This window comes from Streptomyces sp. NPDC001508, assembly GCF_040298665.1.
In the GTDB taxonomy this organism is placed as follows: Bacteria; Actinomycetota; Actinomycetes; order Streptomycetales; family Streptomycetaceae; genus Streptomyces.
Map to the genome: position 1 here is coordinate 77,811 of NZ_JBEPAP010000024.1, position 22,572 is coordinate 100,382.

General features: G+C 70.9%; 20 protein-coding genes. 11 read left to right on the forward strand and 9 right to left on the reverse strand.

Annotated elements, in window-relative coordinates:
* The first annotated feature begins 5 nt into the window (after window positions 1-5).
* The 7 genes from nadC (at window position 6) to ABT245_RS22335 (ending at window position 4,902) form a co-directional block, all read left to right on the forward strand.
* Window positions 6-983 carry a carboxylating nicotinate-nucleotide diphosphorylase gene (gene nadC, locus ABT245_RS22305; protein WP_351736152.1) on the forward strand — a complete coding sequence of 326 codons (978 nt, stop codon included), beginning with the start codon at window positions 6-8 and terminating at the stop codon, window positions 981-983.
* Window positions 984-987: 4 nt separating this feature from the next.
* Window positions 988-1,785, forward strand: coding sequence for a type III pantothenate kinase (locus ABT245_RS22310; RefSeq protein ID WP_351736154.1), 798 nt, complete (start codon window positions 988-990; stop codon window positions 1,783-1,785).
* Window positions 1,786-1,969: 184 nt separating this feature from the next.
* The gene (locus tag ABT245_RS22315) at window positions 1,970-2,572 is read left to right on the forward strand and encodes a hypothetical protein (RefSeq protein ID WP_351736224.1); all 603 of its coding nucleotides are present in this window, start codon (window positions 1,970-1,972) and stop codon (window positions 2,570-2,572) included.
* A gap of 44 nt (window positions 2,573-2,616) precedes the next feature.
* The gene (locus ABT245_RS22320) at window positions 2,617-2,784 is read left to right on the forward strand and encodes a hypothetical protein (RefSeq protein ID WP_351736156.1); all 168 of its coding nucleotides are present in this window, start codon (window positions 2,617-2,619) and stop codon (window positions 2,782-2,784) included.
* A 611-nt stretch (window positions 2,785-3,395) separates the two neighbouring features.
* Window positions 3,396-3,791, forward strand: coding sequence for a BlaI/MecI/CopY family transcriptional regulator (locus ABT245_RS22325; protein ID WP_502982165.1), 396 nt, complete (start codon window positions 3,396-3,398; stop codon window positions 3,789-3,791).
* 9 nt (window positions 3,792-3,800) lie between these two features.
* Entirely contained in the window at window positions 3,801-4,334 is a 534-nt protein-coding gene (locus ABT245_RS22330; protein ID WP_351736160.1) for an amino-acid N-acetyltransferase, read from the forward strand.
* Between the two features lie 232 nt (window positions 4,335-4,566).
* Complete coding sequence (locus ABT245_RS22335; RefSeq protein WP_351736162.1) at window positions 4,567-4,902, forward strand: histone-like nucleoid-structuring protein Lsr2; 336 nt, start codon at window positions 4,567-4,569, stop codon at window positions 4,900-4,902.
* On the opposite strand, the gene ABT245_RS22340 is transcribed toward ABT245_RS22335, so the two are convergent.
* The gene (locus ABT245_RS22340) at window positions 4,881-5,561 is read right to left on the reverse strand and encodes an SCO3374 family protein (RefSeq protein ID WP_351736164.1); all 681 of its coding nucleotides are present in this window, start codon (window positions 5,559-5,561) and stop codon (window positions 4,881-4,883) included. The two genes, ABT245_RS22335 and ABT245_RS22340, sit on opposite strands and share 22 nt — an antisense overlap.
* A gap of 460 nt (window positions 5,562-6,021) precedes the next feature.
* Here ABT245_RS22340 and ABT245_RS22345 point away from each other — a divergent pair, with 460 nt between their 5' ends.
* Window positions 6,022-8,547: an ATP-dependent Clp protease ATP-binding subunit gene (locus tag ABT245_RS22345; protein WP_351736166.1), complete on the forward strand. Its 2,526-nt coding sequence runs from the start codon at window positions 6,022-6,024 to the stop codon at window positions 8,545-8,547.
* Between the two features lie 65 nt (window positions 8,548-8,612).
* Here the strand turns inward: ABT245_RS22345 and ABT245_RS22350 are convergent, their stop codons facing one another.
* Window positions 8,613-11,672, reverse strand: coding sequence for an NACHT domain-containing protein (locus ABT245_RS22350; RefSeq protein WP_351736168.1), 3,060 nt, complete (start codon window positions 11,670-11,672; stop codon window positions 8,613-8,615).
* Between the two features lie 395 nt (window positions 11,673-12,067).
* Here ABT245_RS22350 and ABT245_RS22355 point away from each other — a divergent pair, with 395 nt between their 5' ends.
* Window positions 12,068-12,649 (forward strand): M23 family metallopeptidase, encoded by a 582-nt coding sequence (locus tag ABT245_RS22355; RefSeq protein ID WP_351736170.1) that lies wholly within the window; start codon window positions 12,068-12,070, stop codon window positions 12,647-12,649.
* Here the strand turns inward: ABT245_RS22355 and ABT245_RS22360 are convergent.
* Entirely contained in the window at window positions 12,592-13,248 is a 657-nt protein-coding gene (locus ABT245_RS22360; protein WP_351736172.1) for a TetR/AcrR family transcriptional regulator, read from the reverse strand. The two genes, ABT245_RS22355 and ABT245_RS22360, sit on opposite strands and share 58 nt — an antisense overlap.
* Window positions 13,249-13,371: 123 nt before the next feature.
* Here ABT245_RS22360 and ABT245_RS22365 point away from each other — a divergent pair, with 123 nt between their 5' ends.
* Window positions 13,372-14,955 (forward strand): MDR family MFS transporter, encoded by a 1,584-nt coding sequence (locus ABT245_RS22365; protein ID WP_351736174.1) that lies wholly within the window; start codon window positions 13,372-13,374, stop codon window positions 14,953-14,955.
* Window positions 14,956-15,527: 572 nt separating this feature from the next.
* Here ABT245_RS22365 and cseC read toward each other — a convergent pair.
* From cseC to ABT245_RS22390, 5 genes are all read right to left on the reverse strand, one after another.
* The gene (cseC, locus tag ABT245_RS22370; RefSeq protein ID WP_351736176.1) at window positions 15,528-16,871 is read right to left on the reverse strand and encodes a two-component system sensor histidine kinase CseC; all 1,344 of its coding nucleotides are present in this window, start codon (window positions 16,869-16,871) and stop codon (window positions 15,528-15,530) included.
* A 12-nt stretch (window positions 16,872-16,883) separates the two neighbouring features.
* The gene (gene cseB / locus ABT245_RS22375) at window positions 16,884-17,588 is read right to left on the reverse strand and encodes a two-component system response regulator CseB (protein WP_351736178.1); all 705 of its coding nucleotides are present in this window, start codon (window positions 17,586-17,588) and stop codon (window positions 16,884-16,886) included.
* 91 nt (window positions 17,589-17,679) lie between these two features.
* On the reverse strand, window positions 17,680-18,348 hold the full coding sequence (locus ABT245_RS22380) for a hypothetical protein (protein ID WP_351736180.1): 669 nt from the start codon (window positions 18,346-18,348) through the stop codon (window positions 17,680-17,682).
* Entirely contained in the window at window positions 18,336-18,875 is a 540-nt protein-coding gene (locus ABT245_RS22385) for a SigE family RNA polymerase sigma factor (RefSeq protein ID WP_263211134.1), read from the reverse strand. The genes ABT245_RS22380 and ABT245_RS22385 overlap by 13 nt, the downstream gene beginning before the upstream one ends.
* 274 nt (window positions 18,876-19,149) lie before the next feature.
* Window positions 19,150-20,025, reverse strand: coding sequence for an HhH-GPD family protein (locus ABT245_RS22390; RefSeq protein ID WP_351736182.1), 876 nt, complete (start codon window positions 20,023-20,025; stop codon window positions 19,150-19,152).
* A 181-nt stretch (window positions 20,026-20,206) separates the two neighbouring features.
* On the opposite strand from ABT245_RS22390, the gene ABT245_RS22395 reads away from it, so the two are divergent.
* Window positions 20,207-21,025 carry a hypothetical protein gene (locus ABT245_RS22395; RefSeq protein ID WP_351736184.1) on the forward strand — a complete coding sequence of 273 codons (819 nt, stop codon included), beginning with the start codon at window positions 20,207-20,209 and terminating at the stop codon, window positions 21,023-21,025.
* Window positions 21,026-21,389: 364 nt separating this feature from the next.
* Here ABT245_RS22395 and disA read toward each other — a convergent pair whose 3' ends face one another.
* Window positions 21,390-22,514: a DNA integrity scanning diadenylate cyclase DisA gene (gene disA, locus ABT245_RS22400; RefSeq protein ID WP_351736186.1), complete on the reverse strand. Its 1,125-nt coding sequence runs from the start codon at window positions 22,512-22,514 to the stop codon at window positions 21,390-21,392.
* Window positions 22,515-22,572 lie beyond the last annotated feature (58 nt).

The window sequence follows — 22,572 nt, forward strand, 5'->3', positions numbered from 1 at the left end:
CACAAGTGAGCACCCCCGACCTTCCCCTCGCCTCGACCGGTTGCTGCGGCGACGGCTGCGCCTGCGGTGCCGAGGGCGACGAGGCATACCTGGAGTGCGGGCTCGACCCCGCGCTCGCCCAGCTCCTGGCCGACGCCGGGCTCGACCCCATGGAGATCGAGGACATCGCGAACGTCGCCGTCCAGGAGGACCTGGCGGGCGGCGTGGACGTGACGACCGTGGCGACCATCGCCGAGGAGGCCGTGGCCACCGGCGACTTCACCGCGCGCGAGGCGGGCGTGGTGGCGGGCCTGCGGGTCGCCGAGGCGGTGCTCTCGGTGGTCTGCACGGACGAGTTCGAGGTCGAGCGGCACGTGGCGGACGGCGACCGGGTGGCGGCGGGGCAGCGGCTGCTGTCGGTCACCACGCGCACGCGTGACCTGCTGACGGCCGAGCGCAGCGCGCTGAACCTGCTGTGCCGCCTGTCGGGCATCGCGACGGCCACGCGCGCGTGGGCGGACGCCCTCGGGGACACCGGCACGAAGGTCCGTGACACCCGCAAGACGACACCGGGCCTCAGGTCGCTGGAGAAGTACGCGGTGCGCTGCGGCGGCGGGGTCAACCACCGCATGTCGCTGTCGGACGCGGCGCTGGTCAAGGACAACCACGTGGTCGCCGCGGGCGGCGTCGCCCTGGCCTTCGAGTCGGTGCGGGCGGCGTTCCCCGATGTGCCGATCGAGGTCGAGGTCGACACCCTGCACCAGCTGCGCGAGGTCGTCGACGCGGGCGCCGACCTGGTCCTGCTGGACAACTTCACGCCCGGGGAGTGCGAGGAGGCGGTGGCCGTCGTGCACGGGCGGGCGCTGCTGGAGGCGTCGGGCCGGCTGACGCTGGAGAACGCCAGGGCCTACGCGGACACCGGCGTGGACTTCCTTGCCGTCGGTGCCCTCACCCACTCGTCGCCGATCCTGGACATCGGCCTGGACCTGCGTGAGGCGGAGTAGGGCCATGCTCCTCACGATCGATGTGGGCAACACGCACACCGTGCTGGGTCTGTTCGACGGTGACGACATCGTCGAGCACTGGCGCATCTCCACGGACGCCCGGCGCACGGCGGACGAGCTGGCGGTGCTGCTGCAGGGGCTGATGGGCATGCACCCGCTGCTCGGCGAGGAACTCGGGGACGGCATCGACGGCATCGCGATCTGCGCGACCGTGCCGTCGGTGCTGCACGAGCTGCGGGAGGTGACGCGGCGGTACTACGGGGACGTGCCCGCGGTGCTGGTGGAGCCCGGGGTGAAGACCGGCGTGCCGATCCTGACCGACCACCCCAAGGAGGTCGGCGCGGACCGGATCATCAACTCGGTCGCGGCCGTCGAGCTGTACGGGGGCCCGGCGATCGTCGTGGACTTCGGCACGGCGACCACGTTCGACGCGGTCAGCGCGCGCGGGGAGTACATCGGCGGGGTCATCGCGCCGGGCATCGAGATCTCGGTCGACGCGCTCGGGGTCAAGGGCGCGCAGCTGCGGAAGATCGAGGTGGCCCGGCCGCGCAGCGTCATCGGCAAGAACACCGTGGAGGCGATGCAGGCGGGGATCGTGTACGGGTTCGCCGGCCAGGTCGACGGCGTGGTGACCCGGATGGCCCGGGAGCTGGCCGACGACCCGGACGACGTGACGGTGATCGCCACGGGTGGGCTGGCGCCGATGGTCCTGGGCGAGTCGTCGGTCATCGACGAGCACGAGCCGTGGCTGACGCTGATCGGGCTGCGCCTGGTGTACGAGCGGAACATGTCCCGTCTCTGAGCCTGGCCTGTCGCTGGCCCTGCCCCTTGCCTGCTGACTCTGGCCTGTTTTCGACCCGGCGCGGGGCGGGGCGCGGAGGTCCAGGCGGGTGGGCCGCGCACGCCACGCGCGCCCCTTGTGTCGAGTTTGTCTGATTAGTGCGTATCGTCGGTGCATGCCCACGCCATACGGATCCCGCGGCGGCATGGCGTTCGGTGCGGAGGAGCTGCGTGTGCTCCGCCGTGCTCTCGCCCTCGCCCTTCACCCCTGCCCCGCTTCGGCCGAGGACGTCCAGGACTGTCTCCGGCTCGCCGAGTCGCTCGACGAGGCGATGCGCGAGGGGGCCCGGTTGCGCGCCTTCCTGGTGGCGGACCTCGCCCGGTACCGCGCCGCCCTGCCCGGCACCGTCGTCGGCTATCTCGCGCTCCTGGAGGAAACGCTGGCCGCCGGGTACCGGCCGTCGGACGACGATCTCGCCGCGCTGCGGGCGCTGCGCGGCAATCCGGTCGCGGCGGCGCTGCTGCACCGCTGCACGGGCGGAGGGGGCGCCGGTGTGCGGAGTGTGCCCGCCTCCCGCCGGAGCACCCGGCTGCTGGCCCTGCCGGGAGGAGCGGGCGAGGAACAGGGCAAGAAGCCCGCGGAGCGCCCGAAGGAGCGTCCGGGCGAGCGGCCCGGGCAGCGGCCGGCCCCGGCCCCGTCGAAGCCGTCACGGCCCATTCCGACGCCCGGCGAGGTCTTTCCCCGCCGCAAGCCGCCCACGCCTCCCGCCGACCCCGGCCCCCCTCAGCAGCGGCTCGCCGCCGGCTGAGGGGCGGTCCGCCGGCGGCACGGGTCCGTGGCTACCCTGAGGGCATGGAATACGTCTCCGCGCTCGTGCCCCCCGTCGTCATGGCGGTGTTCTTCATCGGTGTGGTCAGGGTGATCGTGAAGACCCAGGGCGGCGCCGCCAAGACCAAGGAAGACGCCGCCGTCGAAGCCGCCCTGACCCGCCAACAGCCCCCCGCCAACTCCGACGCCTGAGCCTTCCGCCGGTGCACGCCCCCTGCCCGCGCCTGCGCCGCCCATCCTGACCCACGGCACCCGCGCGGCACAGCCGTGCATGCTCGCGCCCGAGGCGCCTCCCGGACCTCGATGCCAGTCCGCGCCCCGGGCGCCCGGCTGAGCCCTTACTCCGGCCCACGGCGCCCACTGCGACCCGCGGTAACTGCCTCGCCGCCTGAGATCCCGCCCCGACCCACGGCGTCTGCCCGCTCCTGAAGCGCCTGTCCCGGCTCGCGTTCCTGCTCGTGCCCGTGGCGCGTCCCGGCCCACGGCACCCGCCCCCGTGAGGCGCGCCCCGCACCACGGCACCCGCCTAGGCCCACGGCGCCCGTCCCGGACCGCAGCGCCTGCGCCCGACGGCGGCGCCCGTCTCGGACCGCGGCGCCCGCCCGCGCCTGCGGCGCCCGCCTCGGACCGCGGCGCCCGCCATGAGGGGTGCGGTGATCGTCTGTGTGGGGTGGGCGGCGGCTAGGTGGGGTCCTTTTTGGGTGGGTTGTTGGGGTTGGGGGCGCTCGGGGGGCCGTTGGTCGGGTCTCCTACTATTGTTCTGAGTTGTGCCTCGCCCATTGGGAGAACTCGAAGACGCGGTCATGACGCGGGTGTGGAAGTGGAACCGCCCGGTGACCGTTCGAGAAGTCCTGGAAGACCTTCAGCGGGAACGGTCGATCGCGTACACCACGGTCATGACCGTATTGGACAATCTCCATCAGAAGGGCTGGGTGCGCCGCGAGGCCGAGGGTCGGGCCTATCGATATGCGGCCGTCTCCACCAGGGCCGCCTACGCCGCCGCCCTGATGAACGACGCGTGGTCGCACAGTGACAACCCGGCGGCCGCTCTGGTCGCCTTCTTCGGCATGATGAGCGACGAACAGCGCCGGGCCCTCAGGGACGCCGTCCGCATCGTCCAGGGCCCGGAAACCTCCGATACGGTCCCCGATACCGGCGCCGAGAACCCCGGCTCCGCACAGGACGGCGGCGGGCGATAGCGTCCGCTCATGTCAGCAGAGCGCCCCGAAGTCACCGCAAAAGCCATCACCGTCCGGCGGGCCCGGACCGGCGATGTCCCGGCCGTGCGCCGTCTCCTTGACGTGTACGTCCGTGAGCGCATCCTGCTGGACAAAGCGACCGTCACGCTTTACGAGGACATCCAGGAGTTCTGGGTCGCCGAACGCGACGACAACGCCGAGGTGGTCGGCTGCGGCGCGCTGCACGTCATGTGGGAAGACCTCGCGGAAGTGCGCACTCTCGCGGTCAAACCCGGACTGAAGGGCGCCGGCGTCGGCCACCAGTTGCTGGAGAAGTTGCTGCACACCGCCCGTTGGCTCGGTGTTCGACGCGTTTTCTGCCTGACCTTCGAAGTGGACTTCTTCGGGAAGCACGGCTTCGTGGAGATCGGCGAGACACCCGTCGACACCGATGTCTACACGGAGCTGTTGCGTTCCTATGACGAGGGCGTCGCCGAGTTCCTGGGTCTCGAACGAGTGAAACCGAACACCTTGGGCAACAGCCGGATGCTTCTGCATCTGTGATCGCCGGGGCTTGACCCGGTATTCCGGCCGCCGACCCTGCCCACGTTCCCTATGTCCGAAACGCGCATGTTTCCGGACTGGTGCGCCCCCAGAGTCTCTCCCGGGGGTTTGTGTTTTTCCGGCAAAGGCGGTTTGCTTTCCGACGTACTGCAGTACTGCATATAACAGGGGGCGGCGAAACGGCGGACGCCGCGGGCTCCGAGCCCTCAAGTTATCGATGAAAGGAAATCCGGTGGCACAGAAGGTTCAGGTCCTTCTTGTCGACGACCTCGACGGTGGCGAGGCGGACGAGACCGTGACGTTCGCGCTGGACGGCAAGACGTACGAGATCGACCTCACGACCGCCAACGCGGACAAGCTGCGTGGACTTCTCGACCCTTATGTGAAGGGCGGTCGTCGTACCGGTGGCCGTGCTTCGGGCGGACGCGGAAAGACCCGCGTCACCTCCGGCGGCAGCCAGGACACCGCGCAGATCCGCGCCTGGGCGAAGGAGAACGGTTACGAGGTCAACGACCGTGGCCGTGTTCCCGCGTCCATCCGCGAGGCCTACGAGAAGGCCAACGGCTGACCGGCCGACGGCCCGGCGCACGCGCGCCGCAGCCGGATCCGGTGGCAGCACGTCGCCACCGTGTCCACCAGCCGTACGAGATCGGGGGCGCCCCCACCGCCCCCCACGGCCGACAGGGTCGGCAGCGAGGCCTCGACCTCGCGCCCCGGCTCGGGGGGCCGCAGCCACACGGCGGCCCCCTGCGCGGGATGAGCAGAACGCACGGACCGCGGGGAACGCGGCGCAGGGACCGCGCGCGCGTGCAGCGCGGGACCGGAGCGGCCCGGGAGCGGCGGCCGCGGCCCGTCGGCGCCGGGACCCGGAGGCACCGGCGCGGCCAGCCACCCGCCCGCGCCCAGAGCGATCAGATCGAGCGGCAGCGAGCCCCACTCCAGCCAGTCAAGCAGCGCCGGCAGTTCCTCCGCGCTGCCCGCGGCCACCAGAAGCCGCACCCGGTCGCCCCGCAGCGCCACCGGAGAGCCCGGCGCCAGATGCCGGAGCGCCGCGGCGCCCGCCGCGGCCGGGACGTCCAGGACGTCGAAGCGCACCCCCGTGAGAAGCCGCAGCGGATCCCCGGGTGCCGTGGCCCAGCCCAGCTCGTTCTCGTACCAGTCGAGGGCTCGTGCGTCCGGCGCGACAGGCCGACGGGGGAGCGGGATCCTGGGGACGGTGCCAACCATGCAAGGCGCAACAGCGGAACCTCGCCGAGAGTTACGCTTGGTATGGCAATGACTGCGCAGAGTGCTGGACGAGGGGGCGCCAGGGGGCCCGAGCAGGCGCAAGGTTGTTCGCCCATAGCGGAGGGAACCGGGGCGCCCGGCATGGAGTGTCAGTCCGTACGGGTAAGACATCCCTAGTGGGAGGGGGCGACACGCAGAACAGACCGTCTCACGTTCGCCATCGGCGTACTGATGGTGGGGGTAACTGTCTGGCCTGCGGGAACATCGTCTCGCACCATCGGGTTGGAGCACATGTCGGCGTTCGGGGTCAGGAGGCAGCAGCTTGTCTCCGCGAGAGCGGAGGTGATCCGGACGGTGTCGGCAGTTGGAATGAGCGGTCCCCGCTTGCGGGACTAAGCTGCGGAAGGACAGAGAGGGGAGCGTCCCCTTACTGCCTGACCGCTCTGAGGAGCGATTAACGATGTTCGAGAGGTTCACCGACCGCGCGCGGCGGGTTGTCGTCCTGGCTCAGGAAGAAGCCCGGATGCTCAACCACAACTACATCGGCACCGAGCACATCCTCCTGGGCCTGATCCACGAGGGTGAGGGTGTCGCCGCCAAGGCCCTGGAGAGCCTCGGCATTTCGCTTGAGGCGGTCCGCCAGCAGGTGGAGGAGATCATCGGCCAGGGCCAGCAGGCCCCGTCCGGGCACATCCCCTTCACCCCCCGTGCCAAGAAGGTCCTGGAGCTGTCGCTTCGCGAGGCCCTTCAGCTGGGCCACAACTACATCGGTACGGAGCACATCCTGCTCGGTCTGATCCGTGAGGGCGAGGGCGTCGCCGCCCAGGTCCTGGTCAAGCTGGGCGCCGATCTCAACCGTGTCCGCCAGCAGGTCATCCAGCTGCTGTCGGGCTACCAGGGCAAGGAGACCGCCACCGCCGGCGGCCCTGCCGAGGGCACTCCCTCGACGTCCCTGGTCCTCGACCAGTTCGGCCGGAACCTCACCCAGGCCGCTCGCGAGTCCAAGCTCGACCCGGTCATCGGGCGCGAGAAGGAGATCGAGCGGGTCATGCAGGTGCTGTCCCGCCGTACCAAGAACAACCCGGTCCTCATCGGTGAGCCCGGCGTCGGCAAGACCGCCGTCGTCGAGGGCCTGGCCCAGGCCATCGTCAAGGGCGAGGTGCCCGAGACGCTCAAGGACAAGCACCTCTACACGCTGGACCTCGGCGCGCTGGTCGCAGGCTCCCGCTACCGCGGTGACTTCGAGGAGCGCCTGAAGAAGGTGCTCAAGGAGATCCGCACCCGCGGCGACATCATCCTGTTCATCGACGAGCTGCACACGCTGGTCGGTGCGGGTGCCGCCGAGGGCGCCATCGACGCCGCTTCGATCCTGAAGCCGATGCTGGCCCGCGGTGAGCTGCAGACCATCGGTGCGACCACGCTGGACGAGTACCGCAAGCACCTGGAGAAGGACGCGGCCCTGGAGCGCCGCTTCCAGCCGATCCAGGTCGCCGAGCCGTCCCTGCCGCACACGATCGAGATCCTCAAGGGCCTGCGCGACCGCTACGAGGCCCACCACCGGGTCTCCATCACGGACGAGGCGCTGGTCCAGGCCGCCACCCTGGCCGACCGCTACATCTCGGACCGCTTCCTGCCGGACAAGGCGATCGACCTGATCGACGAGGCCGGTTCCCGGATGCGCATCCGCCGGATGACGGCTCCGCCGGACCTGCGCGAGTTCGACGAGAAGATCGCCGGGGTGCGCCGGGACAAGGAGTCCGCGATCGACTCGCAGGACTTCGAGAAGGCCGCCTCCCTGCGTGACAAGGAGAAGCAGCTCCTGGCCGCCAAGGCCAAGCGGGAGAAGGAGTGGAAGGCCGGCGACATGGACGTCGTCGCCGAGGTCGACGGCGAGCTGATCGCCGAGGTCCTCGCCACGGCCACCGGCATCCCGGTCTTCAAGCTGACCGAGGAGGAGTCCAGCCGTCTGCTCCGCATGGAGGACGAGCTGCACAAGCGGGTCATCGGCCAGGTCGACGCCGTCAAGGCGCTGTCGAAGGCGATCCGCCGTACGCGCGCGGGTCTGAAGGACCCCAAGCGTCCGGGTGGCTCGTTCATCTTCGCCGGCCCGTCCGGTGTCGGTAAGACCGAGCTGTCCAAGGCGCTGGCGGAGTTCCTGTTCGGCGACGAGGACGCGCTGATCTCCCTCGACATGTCGGAGTTCAGCGAGAAGCACACGGTCTCGCGTCTCTTCGGTTCGCCCCCCGGCTACGTGGGCTACGAGGAGGGCGGTCAGCTGACCGAGAAGGTCCGCCGCAAGCCGTTCTCCGTCGTCCTGTTCGACGAGGTCGAGAAGGCCCACCCGGACATCTTCAACTCGCTGCTGCAGATCCTGGAGGACGGTCGGCTGACCGACTCCCAGGGCCGGGTCGTGGACTTCAAGAACACGGTCATCATCATGACGACCAACCTCGGCACCCGGGACATCTCCAAGGGCTTCAACCTGGGCTTCGCGGCCTCGGGCGACACGAAGACCAACTACGAGCGCATGAAGAACAAGGTCTCGGACGAGCTGAAGCAGCACTTCCGGCCCGAGTTCCTCAACCGCGTCGACGACGTGGTCGTCTTCCCGCAGCTGACGCAGGAGGACATCCTGCGGATCGTCGACCTGATGATCAGCAAGGTGGACGAGCGCCTGAAGGACCGGGACATGGGCATCGAGCTGTCCCAGTCCGCCAAGGAGCTGCTGGCCAAGAAGGGCTACGACCCGGTGCTGGGCGCCCGGCCGCTGCGCCGCACGATCCAGCGCGAGATCGAGGACACACTCTCGGAGAAGATCCTCTTCGGTGAGCTGCGCCCCGGTCACATCGTGGTCGTGGACACCGAGGGCGAGGGCGAGACCAAGACCTTCACCTTCCGGGGCGAGGAGAAGTCCGCACTGCCGGACGCCCCGCCGATCGAGCAGGCGGCCGGCGGAGCCGGCCCGAACCTGAGCAAGGAGGCGTAAGCCTCCGGCCCACTGGCCGAGCCGAGTGGGCCGGTGCCTTGCGGGCACCGGCCCCTCGGGCGTTCTCAGCGCGGCTCCAGGCTCGTTTCCGCGCCGGGGAAGAGACCCGCGAAGCGGGAGACGGCAACGGAGTGCCCCGGCCGGTTGGCCAGGGTCACCGAACGCACTCCGGGCAGCCGGGGCACCAGAGGGGCGAGATCCTCCTCGCCCGTCATCGAGGCGACCCGCAGCACCTCGATGCCCGGCAGCTCCGGCATCCGTGCGATGGATTGCGGGAACCCCTGGATGAACCGCGCGTTCAGACAGAGCTGGGTCAGCTCCGGCAGTTCGGTGACCGCCCGCCAGTCGGTGGCCGTCACTTCCGTGGTCAGCGGCCCGAGGCTGAGCGTCTTCAGGCCGCTCCAGTGCTGCACCCCGCGCAGCCCCGTGCCGTCGGTGCTGTGTGCGCCGAGGAACAGGAACTCCAACGGCGCGTCGAGCGGCAGGGTGTCGGTGAGGTCGGTGCCCGGCAGCCGCTGGCCCAGGGTGATCCTGGTCAGTGACCGCAGGGCCCGCAGCCCCGTCATGTCGCCGATTCCGGAGCAGCCGAAGAACCTGAGCGGCAGCGCGGAGAGGCGGTCAAGGGCGCCCGCCGCCGGGCAGTCGTCGATCCACAGCCTGTGGAGGGAGCCGAACGGCAGCAGGGACCCGAGATCGGTGAGACGGGGGTTGTCCGACACCCGGAGCGATGCCACCGCGTCGGCGGTCGGCACGGCGGCCAGGATGTCCGCCATCCGGTGCTCGCCCTCGAAGGAGAGTTCGTACCAGGGCCGCATCCCGGCCAGTGCCGCGAGCTGTCCGGCCGACCCGCAGGACAGATGCAGCTCCGTACGGTCCAGCTGGTCCAGTACCTCGGCCGCGTACTCGACGGTGTCGAACCGGCCCCAGGTTCCCACCAGTTGACGCCGTACGCCCAGGTCCGGGTGGTTCCGGAACCGGCGCAGCACCGCCAGTGCCCCGTCCGGCTCCTCGTCCCCGAGGAGTGAGGCCGTGACCGTCACGCCCCGCGCCTCCTCGTCCGTCAGCCCCTCGGGACCCGGCAGCAGCTCCAGCACCAGCGGCCCCGCCTCGGCCAGCGTCCGCGCGTCCTGCGTGCTCCGCGGGGGAATCAGCGCCGCGGCACGCTCCTCCACCTCCGCCCGCACCGCCGGATCCACGGCCGTCGCCTGCTCCAGGCAGGCCAGCGCCAGCAAGGTCAGCCGGGGTGTCTCCCGGGCCGTCAACCGCCGTAGCAGCGTGGCCCGTTCGCGGGGGCGGGCGTGGGCCACCGCCATGCGGATGACGTCCTCCCACTGTGTGTCGTCCGCGTGGCTCATCAGGACGTCCAGGTGGCCCTCCGTCACGGCGTACCGGGCGCCCAGGTAGTCCTGGAAGGTGCGGTGCACGAAATCCACGACGCCCTCGGCCGGTTGCCGCAGCAGACCGCTGCGCAGCAGCAGCGCCCGCAGCACCGTCGCCGCGTCCCCCTGGCCCGCGGCCGACGCCACTGTCGGCAGACAGCGCTCCACGATCCCCTCGGCCGTGTCCAGGTCCATCTCGGTACGGCCGCTCAGCACCAGCGCGTAGGCCAGGCGCTGCAACAGCTCCAGTTGGGCCTCCTCGCCCAGCTCCGTGCCGTCCACCGCGCCCATGCCCCGCTCCCGGTCCCGGCGGGACAGCAGCATCGTGAGGGAGGCGTCGTACAACTCCTTGCGGCCGGTGGGCAGATAGCCGCGGCGCTCGCGGTGCAGGGCGCAGATCAGGCCGCACATCAGCGGGTTGGTGGCGAGCCGGGCCAGGTCACGCTTGGTGCGCAGGGAGTCCAGCAGCCCGGCCGCGTACTTTTCGGCCCGTGCCGCCGTGTGCCAGCGCCGCACGAAGGTGGTGACGTCGGCGCGCCGCATCGGAGCCAGGGCCCGCTCCCGGAAGCCCTCGGCGGCCAGCCAGTCGGGGCGTACGGCGGTGGGGCGGGAGGTCAGCAGCCACCGGTTGCCGGGGAAGGCGTGGATCAGGGCGAGCAGCCAGTCGCGGGTGCGATGGCGCTCGGCGGCCGGGATCTCGTCCAGGCCGTCGACGAGGACCAGGGCCCGGCCGGCGGTCAGGACGCGTTCCGCCCAGCCTTCGGGCGGTGACAGCGGGCAGTTGACCGCGGTGAGGAAGGCGGCGGGCGCCGGGAGCGCACCCGCGCGGATCAGGGAGCGCAGCGGCAGGACGTACGGGATGCGCCCGTCCCCGTGCAGGGCGGCCGTCACCGCCAGCCACTGCACCAGGGTCGTCTTGCCGGAGCCCGCGTCGCCCCGCAGCAGTACCCGGTCGTGGCCGCGCAGCGCGTCCTCGGCGGCCCGACGGACCGTGGCCGGGGCGGGGTGCTCGTCCGAGGTGGCGTCGCCCGCTTCGTCGTCGCCCGTGGCTTCCAGGCTCAGGTAGGCGACTTCCAGGGGCCAGCGGTCGGGTGCGTCGCGCAGGTCGACGCCGTAGAGGGTGATGTGGTCGTGCTGTCGCGCGACGTAGGGCAGATAGCGGCGCTCGAAGGCCGTGTCGCGGGCGTCGGGCCGTGCGGCGCGGGCCAGCAACTCGTCCACTTTGGCGATGAGTTCGGCCTGGCCGCGGGTCTGTTCGACGAGGGTGCGCGCGACAAAGGTGGAGCGCCGGGTGAAGAACTCCAGGATCTGCAGGCAGGCCCATTCGGTCGCGGAGTCGAGGAAGAGGGTGGCATCCGCGGACAGGCCGCCGGGAGCCGCCGAGCCGTGGTGCAGCTTCTTGGCCAGCTCTCGGTGGCCGAGCCGGACCGCCTGGACGTCGTCCATGTCCAGGTCGCCGAGGGCGAGCAGCCTGCGGGCGAGGGCGTCGGCCACGGCCGGTTGTTCGTCCGCCGGGAAGGGCGGTTCGCCGGGGGAGTCCACCGCCTGCTTCACCAGATGTGCGGCGAGCCGGTGGACGTCCTGCTCGGTGAGGGTGCGTTTCTCGCCACGGAAGGACACCAGACGGGTCAGTCGCACCGGCTTGTCCACGAGTCCGGCGCCGGGGCCGTCGCCGACGATCAGCTTTCTCACCAGCGGCCCGATCACGCTGGAGGCGAGCTTGCTGCCCAGGACCGTCGGCTCCATCCGTCCACCCCCGTGGTCGTACCGCCGCGAACGAGAAACACGGAGGAGCCTAACCGGAGCGTTCGGTGGGGGTTACGGGGCGGTTGGATCCAGCGGCTCGGTGATATGCCACACAGGTCAAATGTCCGTTACTAGACCACTTAGTGGCAGTTCGCGTCGGGGCAAATTAGGACATTTGCCCCGGATGTCTGGGAGTCGATTTGCCCGTGCCAGGAGGCCTGTCCGGTTAGTGAGGCATTTGTCAAGAAAGGCAATGATGTCCCGATGAAATACTAGATCGCCTCGTAGATGGGGGTTTTGGAGGCGGGTGAGGTCGGGGGTTACCAAGGGATGGCCCGACCGGGAGCCGTCCGCGCTCCGGCCGGGTCTCCCGTCCCCGAGTACACGAGGTTTCGATGTCCCAGCGCGTCACGTCCCGCCGGTCCCGCACGTCCCTGCTCCGCAACCGCGCCGCGGTTCTCGCCGCCGGTCTCGGTGTCTCGGCCGTACTGGGGGCCGGGGTCGCGGCGGCCGCCACTCCCGCAACCGCCGTCACGGCCACGACCGCCCAGGGTGCGGTCGCGTGGGTCGACCCGGTGAAGAAGTACACGCTCTCCGCGAGCTTCAACCAGGCCGGCGGCATGTGGAAGGCCAAGCACAGCGGCCAGGACTTCGCCGTGCCGACCGGCACCGAGGTCGTCGCCGCGTCCGGCGGCACCGTCGTGAAGGCCGGCGGCAACGGCGCCGGTGACGGCCCCGCGTACGGCAACGCCATCGTCATCAAGCACGGCAACGGGACGTACTCCCAGTACGCCCACCTGTCGAGGATCGACGTGCGGGTGGGTCAGGCCGTCGGCGCCGGAGAGCACATCGCGCGCTCCGGGAGCACCGGCAACTCCACCGGCCCGCACCTGCACTTCGAGATCCGTACGACCCCGAACTACGGCTCCGCGATAGACCCGGTCTCCTTCCTGCGGGGCAAGGGTGTGCGGGTCTGAGTCCTGGTGTTCCCGGCGCCGTTGTGCGCCTGTGTCACCAGGTCCACGGCGACCTCGAGAACGGCCGCGCGCTTCTCCTCGGGGTCGCCTTCCAGGTCCAGCAGGACGAACATCCCGGCGTGCAGCGTGAAGATGGCGCTCACACAGCGGACTTGGTCCACCAGGTCCGCGTCCGGGTCGATGACGATGTCCCGCAGGCCGCGCATGCGGTCCTTGAACGAGTCGCCGATGCGCAGTTCCCGCACGGTCGCCTGGTTCTCCTGCATGAAGCGGAACAGCGGTGCCGCGTCGACCAGTGCCTGGCTGTAGCGCCGGATGATCTCCCGCTTGGTCTCCAGGGTGTGCGGCTGCCGCTCGCCCCAGGCGATCAGGTCCTCCATCGGCTTCGTCAGATCCTCGAAGAGGCTGACGATGATCTCTTCCTTCGTCTTGAAGTGGTAGTAGAGCGCCGCCTTGGTGACGTCGAGGCGTTCGGCGATCTCCCGCAGGGAGGTCTTTTCGTACCCCTGCTCCGCGAAGAGTTCGAGCGCCACGTCCTGGATGCGCTGGCGGGTGTTTCCGCGGCGCTGCTGCTTGGTCCCGTCCATGGTGACCCCCATCTTCGTACTCCTCGCGCGCTGCGGAAACTTACTTGACGACCGGCTAGTGACGGGTCTACCTTCCCCAGTGTAGTCAACTAGCCGGGCGGCAAGTAAGTGGCCGCCGCAGGGGGAGTGCCAAAGATGGCGGACACACTGCAGGCCCGGGCGGGCCAGGAGATATCCGAAGAGCAGGGCAAGCAGCCGAAGAGCGTGCGCGTGGTCCTGCTCGCGCTGATGATCGCGATGATGCTCGCGATGCTCGACAACATGATCGTGGGCACGGCGATGCCGACGATCGTCGGTGAACTGGGCGGCCTTGAACACCTGTCCTGGGTGGTCACCGGGTACACGCTCGCCACCGCGGCGGCCACCCCGATCTGGGGCAAGCTCGGGGACATGTACGGCCGCAAGGGCGCCTTCATGACCTCGATCGTGATCTTCCTGATCGGGTCCGCGCTGAGCGGTATGGCCCAGAACATGGGCGAGCTGATCGGTTTCCGGGCCGTGCAGGGTCTCGGCGCCGGCGGTCTGATGGTCGGCGTCATGGCGATCATCGGCGATCTCATTCCGCCGCGTGAGCGCGGCAAGTACCAGGGCATGATGGCCGGCGTCATGGCGCTCGCGATGATCGGCGGCCCGCTGGTCGGCGGCACCATCACCGACAACTGGGGCTGGCGCTGGGCCTTCTACATCAACCTGCCGCTCGGCGTGATCGCGCTGGCCGCGATCAGCGCGGTGCTGCACCTGCCGAAGAAGCGGACCAAGACGCGCATCGACTATCTGGGTGCCACGCTGCTGACCGTCGGCATCACCGCGATCGTGCTGGTGACGACCTGGGGCGGCACCGAGTACGCCTGGACCTCCGCGCGGATCATGGAACTGGGCGCCATCGGCATCGTCTCGCTGGTCGGCTTCGTGTTCTGGCAGACCAAGGCCGCCGAGCCGGTGCTGCCGCTGCACATCTTCCGCAGCCGCAACTTCACCCTGATGTCGGTCATCGGCTTCATCACCGGCTTCGTGATGTTCGGCGCCACGCTGTTCCTGCCGCTGTACCAGCAGTCGGTGCAGGGCGCGTCCGCGACCAACTCCGGACTGCTGCTCCTGCCGATGCTCGGCGCGATGCTGGTCACGTCGATGGTCGCGGGGCGGGTCACCACCAACAGCGGCCGCTACAAGATCTTCCCGATCGCCGGTGGCGTGCTGATGGTCGCCGGTCTGTATCTGCTGTCACTGATGGACACGGGCACCTCCCGGTTCACCTCCGGCGTGTACATGGCTGTCCTGGGCCTGGGCATGGGCTGCCTGATGCAGATCACCATGCTGGTCGCGCAGAACAGCGTGCAGATGAAGGACATGGGCGTCGCGTCCTCGTCGACCACCCTGTTCCGTACGCTCGGCTCCTCGTTCGGTGTCGCCATCATGGGTGCGCTGTTCAACCACCGGGTCCAGGACGTCATGGCGGAGCGGGCCGGCTCGGCGGGCCGGCAGCTGACCGAGCAGTCCGCACAGCTGGACGCGGCGAGCCTGGCCAAGCTGCCGGCGGCGGCACGCGAGGCCTACCAGCACGCGGTGTCCGCGGGCACCCACAGCGCCTTCCTGCTGGGCACGGCGGTCGCCGTGATCGTGCTGGTCGCGGCGCTGTTCGTGAAGGAGGTCCCGCTCAAGGGCGGACCGCAGAAGGACCCGGCGGACGCCGCGCAGACGCCGGTGGCCGAGGCCATCTGACCCACGCCCGCCCCGAAGGCCCTCCAGCGGTGTCCGCCCTGGGGGCCCTCGCCTTGTCCGTGCGTCGAGCACCGCGAGTCTGCTCGCCCGCGGGGCGTTGTCGACACCGCGTGTCACCCCACCCAGCCGACCTGCCGGTGCCCTCTGGTCGACGAGGCCCGCCCCTGGGGGCGGCCGTCCGGTCGGTGTGGGGTGCTGCTGGCTGGGGCGTCGTCGTGCCGGTCGGGGCGTCCTCTGTTGTGTGCACGCCCCTGGGGGCAGGTAGCCCGGCCGGCCGGGGTGCCGCGGGGTCGGGCGCTGCTGTGCTGGTCGGGTGCCTGCTGCTGTGTGTACGAGGCTGGGGGCAGGTAGCCCGGGCGGTGTGGGGTGCCGGCTGGCCGGGTGTCGTCGGGCTGGGGGGTGGTGTGTGGTCGGCGGACCGCCCGCCATCCGCGGCCGTGCGCCGCCGCGCACCATCCGCCCGGCGGAGAAAGTCGCCGTGCTCGCTGCCCGGTGCACGGCCAGGCCCCGCGGGGCCTGCCCGGCCCGGTGCGGGGTGCTGCCGGGTGCGCCGCCCGTCTGGTGCGGGGCTGCTACTGGAGTATGGGGTAGCTGCCCGTGTTGGTCGGGGCGTGTTCCGGGAGCCAGAGGACGGCCACCGCGCCCTCGGCGGGGATGTCCTCCGGTGTGCCCGTGGGGCGTACGTTGCGGAAGGTCAGCCGGGCGCCCAGCACCCGGGCCTGCCCGGCGGCGATGGTCAGGCCCAGACCGTGGCCCTCGCCCGCGCGGTCCTCGCTGCCGGTACGGAAGCGGCTCGGGCCATGGGCGAGCAGTTCCTCCGGGAAGCCCGGCCCGTGGTCGCGGACCCGGATGACCCGGCCCTCGACGGTGACCTCGACGGGCGGCTTGCCGTGCCGGGCGGCGTTGGCGAGCAGGTTGAACAGCACCCGTTCCAGCCGCCGCGGGTCGGTGGTGACCTCCGACTCGTGCACCACCCGCACCATGATCTCCGGGTCCTTGGCGGCCACCCGCCGGGCGACGAACTCGCCCAGCATGATGTCCTGCAGCTCGGCCCGCTCGGATGCGCTGTCGAGCCGGGCCACCTCCAGCACGTCCTCGACGAGCGTACGCATCGCCTTGGCCCGGTCCAGGACCAGCTCGGTGGGCCGGCCGGGCGGCAGCAGCTCGGCGGCGGTCAGCAGCCCGGTCACCGGGGTGCGCAGCTCGTGCGCGATATCGGCGGTGACCCGCCGCTCGGCCTCAAGCCGCTGCTGGAGCGCGTCCGCCATGGCGTCCACCGCACGCGCGAGATCGTCGGTCTCGTCCCGTACGACACCGCCGATGGCGTCCCGCACCCGGACGTCCGGCTCGCCCTTGGCGACCTGGTTCGCGGCAGCCGCCGCCTTGCGCAGCCGCCGCGACAGCTGCCCGCCGATGAGCACGCCGAGCGCGCTGCCGCCGACGACGACCGCGATCGAGCCGATCACCAGGGCCTGGTCGAGGTCCTTCATCACGTCCGTGCTGCGGTCGGTGAAGTGGGTGTGCAGCGACAGCACATGCCCGTCCTTGACCGGGATCGCCGCCCAGATGTCCGGTATCGGGCCGCTATGGTCGGTGACATACGTCGCCCGGCGCCCCTGCCCGACCTTCTGCCGCAGCTCGGGCGGCAGCTCCGGGTCGTCGATCTTGATGCTCGGGAAGTTGGGCCGCCCGGACAGCTCGTAGTTGCGCTGCGCGATCTGCACCCGCTCGTCGGCCAGGTCGCGCGCGTTGTCCAGCATGGACACCCGGGCCGCGTTGTGCACGACCAGGCTGAGCGCGATCGCCACCAGCGCGCCGACCAGCGCGATCGCCGCGCTCAGCTTCCAGCGGAGCCCCGTGCGCAGGCCGACCGACAGCACCTTTCCGCGGACCGGACGCCGAATGAACCGCCTCATGTCGCCGCCCGCTCACGCCTTCAGCTTGTAGCCGAAGCCGCGGACCGTCTCGATCCGGTCCTGGCCGATCTTCGTCCGCAGCCGCTGCACATGGACGTCGACGACCCGGGTGTCGCCGCCCCAGCCGTAGTCCCACACGCGTTCCAGCAGCTTGTCGCGTGAGAGCACGGTGCCAGGCGCGGAGGAGAACTCCAGGAGCAGCCGCATCTCGGTCGGGGTGAGCGCCACCGGCCGGCCGTCCCGGCGCACCTCCATGCCCTCGGTGTCGACCTCCAGTCCGCCGAAGGTCAGCACGCCGCCGGACACCGTCGTGCCGGGGTTCTCGGCCTGCGCGGCCCCGCCGGCGTGCCCGAAGCGGCGCAGCACCGCGCGGATACGGGCGACCAGTACGGCACCGTCGAAGGGCTTGGTCACATAGTCGTCGGCGCCCGCCTCCAGGCCCAGCACGACATCGATGGAGTCGGCGCGCGCCGACAGCATGATCACCGGCACGGTCGACTCGTCGCGGATGCGCCGGCACAGGCTGACCCCGTCCAGCCCCGGGACCATGACGTCCAGGAGCGCGATGTCGGGGCGCCTGGCCCGGAACGCCTCAAGACCCGACAGCCCGTCGGGCATCGCGGTGACCGCGAAGCCGTCCCGCTCCAGAGTGAGCTGGGTGGCCTCACGGATGACGTCGTCGTCCTCGACGAACAGGACGTGGGTCTGCTCTGCCATCCCGGTGCTCTCAGTCCTCGTGTGCTTCTTGTGCCGTCACCCTTGTGACGCCGGTGTCATGTGCGGGGTTCACCACGCTCGCCGTCAGCCGTCAGCCGTCCGGTGCCTGTGTCGGTTCGGGCACCGGCGATGTCACGCCGCCGGCCGCGTTGCCGTAGTCGGTGTGGTGGGCGGACTCCTCGACGAAGCGGCCCGCGGTCCAGGTGTAGGTGATCACGTTCTCGCCGGACGGGCTGGAGACCGGGTCGCCCTTCTCGTACACCTGCTTGGTCACCGTCAGATCGCCGCGGTCTATCTCGGCGTAGACGGGGGACTCCTCCGCCCGGAAGACATTCTGGTACCTGCCGCCCTCGCTGCGGTACACATACGCGCCGACCCCCACGGCGTCGCCGCAGGTCAGCACGTTGACCACGATGTCCTCGACGGTCGATCCGGTCAGGCTGCCGTAGGACACGTCGACCGGGTACTCGTCGGCGGCGCACGGCTTGAGGTCCCGTTTGACCGCGGGCGAGACCTTCGGGTCGTCCTTGACGAGGGTGACCGCGTTCACCCGCTGGTAGCTGTCGGAGGGACTGGGCGTGGGGGAGACCGTCGCGCCCACGACCGAGTCGGCGTGCGCCGGTCCCTCGTCGCGGGCGCCGGTGCCGCCGGTGGCGCAGGCGGCGGCGAAAAGGGCGAGGGCGGTGAGCACGACCAACGCCGTGCTCACCGCCTGCACACTCCCTCGGGCACTGGGCCCGGCGCCCGTCAGGCCGCGCAACGCTCCCGCTCCTCACGCTCCAGCGCGCGTGCGTCCAGATCGCGCGCCTCCAGCTCCTCGCGGAGCCGGGCGAGCGCCCGGTGCAGCGTGCTCTTGACCGTTCCGGCCGACATACCGAGGGCGGCGGCCGTCTCCTCCGTGGACATCTGCTCCCAGTGTCGCAGCACCACGACACTGCGTTGCTTCGGAGCGAGCACCTTCATGATGTCCATGAGGAGCGCACGGTCGGCGTGCTGCTCGGTGGCGTCGTCCACGCATGCGTCCGGCAGCTGCTCGGTGGGGACCTCCTCCAGCTTCCGCGCCCGCCACCACTCGGTCCGCGTGTTGATCATCACCCGGCGCAGATAGGCGTCGGCCAGGCGCTTGTCCGCGATGCCCTCCCAGCGGCCGTACGTCCGCACGAGCGCGGTCTGGAGCAGGTCCTGGGCGTCGACCGGGTCCGGAACCAGCCGGCGGGCGCTGCGCAGCAGCGCGTCCTGCCGGGTGCGGACGTACTCCTCGAATTCGAGCACCTCGCCCTGCGCCATTCCAACCGCCTCCGTATCCCCGTTATCCCCGTTCTGCTTCGGTCCGTGCCCCTCGTCGCCTGGTCCGGTGGTCTGACGGGCACGGAAATGAAGGTACGGAGCGGTTGTCACGGGGTTATGCGGAGCAGCCTGCGGATGGCGCTCGGCTGTCCGTCAGTTGTGTAACGGAAGTAGGGGCGGGGTAAAGAAGGGCTTGTTTCTGTCCTGGTTTGGCGCCTTTTGTCCGTCCTGATGGCCCGTAATCGAGCCGCCGCCGCTGTGATCTGCCTGTACGTCAGCTGAGCGGCAGCCGATAACGGCTGCCCGCCAGCGGCTCCACCAGACCGTCCGCGACGAGCCCGTCCAGCGCCCGGGCGCGCTGCACCGGCTCGTGCCACACCCGGTCGAGAGCCGCCTGCGGCACGGGCGCGTGCGCCTCGCGCAGCACGGCCAGGAGCTTGCCGCGCACCTGACGGTCGGTACCGGCGTACGTCTGACCGCGGCGCGGCGGGCCCTCGTGCTCCGGCTTGCCCGCCAGATGCCAGGCGCACTGGTCGGCGATCGGACAGCGCCGGCACATCTCGTTCTTCGCCGTGCACACCAGCGCGCCCAGCTCCATGGAGGCGGCCGCCCAGCGCGCGGCGGTCCGCTCCTCCTCGGGCAACAGCTCGCGGGCCAGCCTGCGCTCGGCCGCCGTGGTGGCGTTCGGCGGGTACTGCACACCCGTGACCGCCCGCGCGAAGACCCGGCGCACATTGGTGTCGAGCACGGCGTGCCGCTGCCCGTACGCGAACGAGGCCACGGCCGCCGCCGTGTACTCGCCGATGCCGGGCAGCGCGAGCAGTTGCGCGTGGTCCGTCGGCACATCGCCGCCGTGCCGTTCCGTTATGGCGACCGCGGCGCCGTGCAGCCGCAGGGCGCGGCGCGGGTAGCCGAGCCGGCCCCAGGCGCGGACGGCCTCGCCGGGGGCCTCCGCGGCCAGATCGGCGGGGCGCGGCCAGCGGGCAAGCCACTGCTCATAGACCGGCAGTACGCGGTTGACCGGCGTCTGCTGGAGCATGAACTCGCTGACCATCACGCCCCACGGGCCCGCCTCCGGGCGGCGCCAGGGGAGGTCGCGGGCATGGGCGTCGAACCAGGCGATCACGGGGGCGTGGAGCTTCTCAGTCATGGCCCTCCCGATCCTGCCACGGGTGGGGCTGACGTGCTCCGCGGCACCGCCGGGCCGGGGCGCGTGGCGGCTGAAGGGCGCTCCTCCCTACGGAAGTTACCGGGATGATGATCTGGAAAAGTTGGGCTGCGGGCGGCGGGTGGCGCAAGCAAGCGCGCCGATCTCTCGTACAGTTTGCGCCGTGGGATCTCTGCGCAATCCGATCGGGCCGCTTCCCTCCTCCATCTACTGGCGCCGGAGGGTCGCTCTGCTGTCCGTGGTCGCCCTGCTGGCGCTGCTGATCACGTGGATCGTGACCTCGGGCGGCGGGGGCGAGAAGAAGAGCGCCGACGGGTCCAACGGCAAGAGCCCCCTGCCCACGATCACGGCCGGGCCGTCGCCTTCCGGGTCCGCGATAAGCCAACACCCGGGCGGGCGCGACGAGTCGGGCGGCGGGGGATCGGGCGACGACGGCGCCGGGGCGGGCGATGGCGGCGCCACGGACGGCTCCGCCGGGTCGGACGACGGCGACTCCTCGGGATCCGGTACGGGAGCGGGCGACGGGTCGGGCAGCGGCGGTACGGGTACGGGGCCCACGCTCCCCGCGTCCTCCGGGTTGTCCAACTGCACGCCCGGCGCGGTGAAGTTGAGCCTGCGCAGCCTGCACAACTCCTACCCGCCCGGGCAGACGCCGACCTTCGAACTGACCGCGAAGAACTCTTCGTCCGGTGACTGCAAGGTCGATCTCGGCCCGAAGAAGGCCGTGTTGACCATCACGCGCGCGGACGACAGCGACGCCTACTGGTCGTCCGCCGACTGCCCCAAGGGCGCGGCAAGCCTGGTGTACCGGGTGCCGGCGGGCAACAGCATCACCTACACCGTGAAGTGGGACCGCAAGCCGAGCGCTCCCGAGTGCGCCACGCCTCCGTCCGGCTCGGCCGGCCCCGGGACCTATCTGGTCGAGGCCAAGGCCCCCGGCTTCGAAAAGTCCCAGACCTCCTTCGTCCTGACGGCGGACTGACGCGCACCTGACGGTCCCACCTGGCGGTCCCCTGGGGCGCCCCGGGGTCATTCCAGCCGCACGATTCGTGCTGCGGCAGACGGCCCGAACGCCGTCACCGGAGCGCTACGGCCGCTCGGACCGCACCCGGTGGACGTGCCGCGAGCGGCGTTCCGTCCACGGTCGATGCGTTCCCGACGTTCCGCTGCCGGCGGTCGATGCGTCGCCGACGTTCCGGTGCCGCGGCCGATGCCTCGCCGACGCCCCATGGCCCGGAGCCGCTGCGTTTCGGACGCGCTCGTGCCCGAGGCCGGTGCGGTGTCGATGCGTGTGTCGGAGTCGAGGAGCGTGCAGGAGACCGGTGCGTGTGCCGGAGCGGGGGCGGTCAGACGTAGCGTTCCAGGATCGAGGACTCCGCCAGGCGGGACAGGCCCTCGCGGACACTGCGGGCGCGGGCCTCGCCGACACCGTCCACCGTCTGGAGGTCGTCGACGCTCGCGGCGAGGAGCTTCTGCAGGCCGCCGAAGTGCTCCACGAGACGGTCGATGATCGCACCCGGGAGCCGCGGCACCTTGGCCAGCAGGCGGAAGCCGCGCGGCGACACCGCGGAGTCGAGCGCCTCGGGAGACCCGGTGTACCCCAGCGCCCGGGCCACCGTGGGGAGTTCCAGCAGCTCGGCATGGCTGAGCGCGTCCAGCTCCGCCAGTGCCTCGTCCACCGTGCGGGAACGCTTCGCCGTCGGCTCCGGCACATAGTCCCGGACCACCAGCTCGCGCTCCGGCTCGACGCCCGCGATCAACTCGTCCAGTTGGAGAGCGAGCAGACGCCCGTCGGTGCCCAGTTCGACCACGTATTCGGCGATTTCGGTGGCGATACGGCGCACCATCTCCAGGCGCTGCGCGACCGCCGAGACATCGCGGACGGTCACCAGGTCCTCGATCTCCAGCGCCGACAGCGTGCCCGCGACCTCGTCCAGGCGCAGCTTGTAGCGCTCCAGGGTGGCGAGCGCCTGGTTGGCGCGGGAGAGGATCGCCGCCGAGTCCTCCAGGACCCGGCGCTGTCCGTCGACGTACAGGGCGATCAGACGCATCGACTGGGACACGGAGACCACCGGGAAACCGACCTGCTTCGAGACCCGGTCCGCGGTGCGGTGCCGGGTGCCGGTCTCCTCCGTCGGGATCGTCGGGTCCGGGAGCAGCTGGACGCCCGCCCGCAGGATCTTGGACAGATCGGAGGAGAGCACGATGCCGCCGTCGAGCTTGCACAGCTCCCGCAGCCGGGTCGCGGTGAACTCCACATCCAGCACGAAACCGCCCGTGCACATCGCCTCGACGGTCTTGTCGGAGCCCAGCACGATCAGTCCGCCGGTGTTCCCCCGCAGAACCCGCTCCAGACCGTCGCGCAGGCCCGTACCGGGTGCCACGGCGCTCAGCGAGGCGCGCATCAGGCCATCGGAACCGGCACTCCCACCGGACTTTCCGGGAGCTGCTGCCCGGTCGTTGGCTGCCACTGCACTCCTCCGGTCGCAGGTTCTGGGGCGCCCCCGTTGCCGCACGACGTTCGTACGG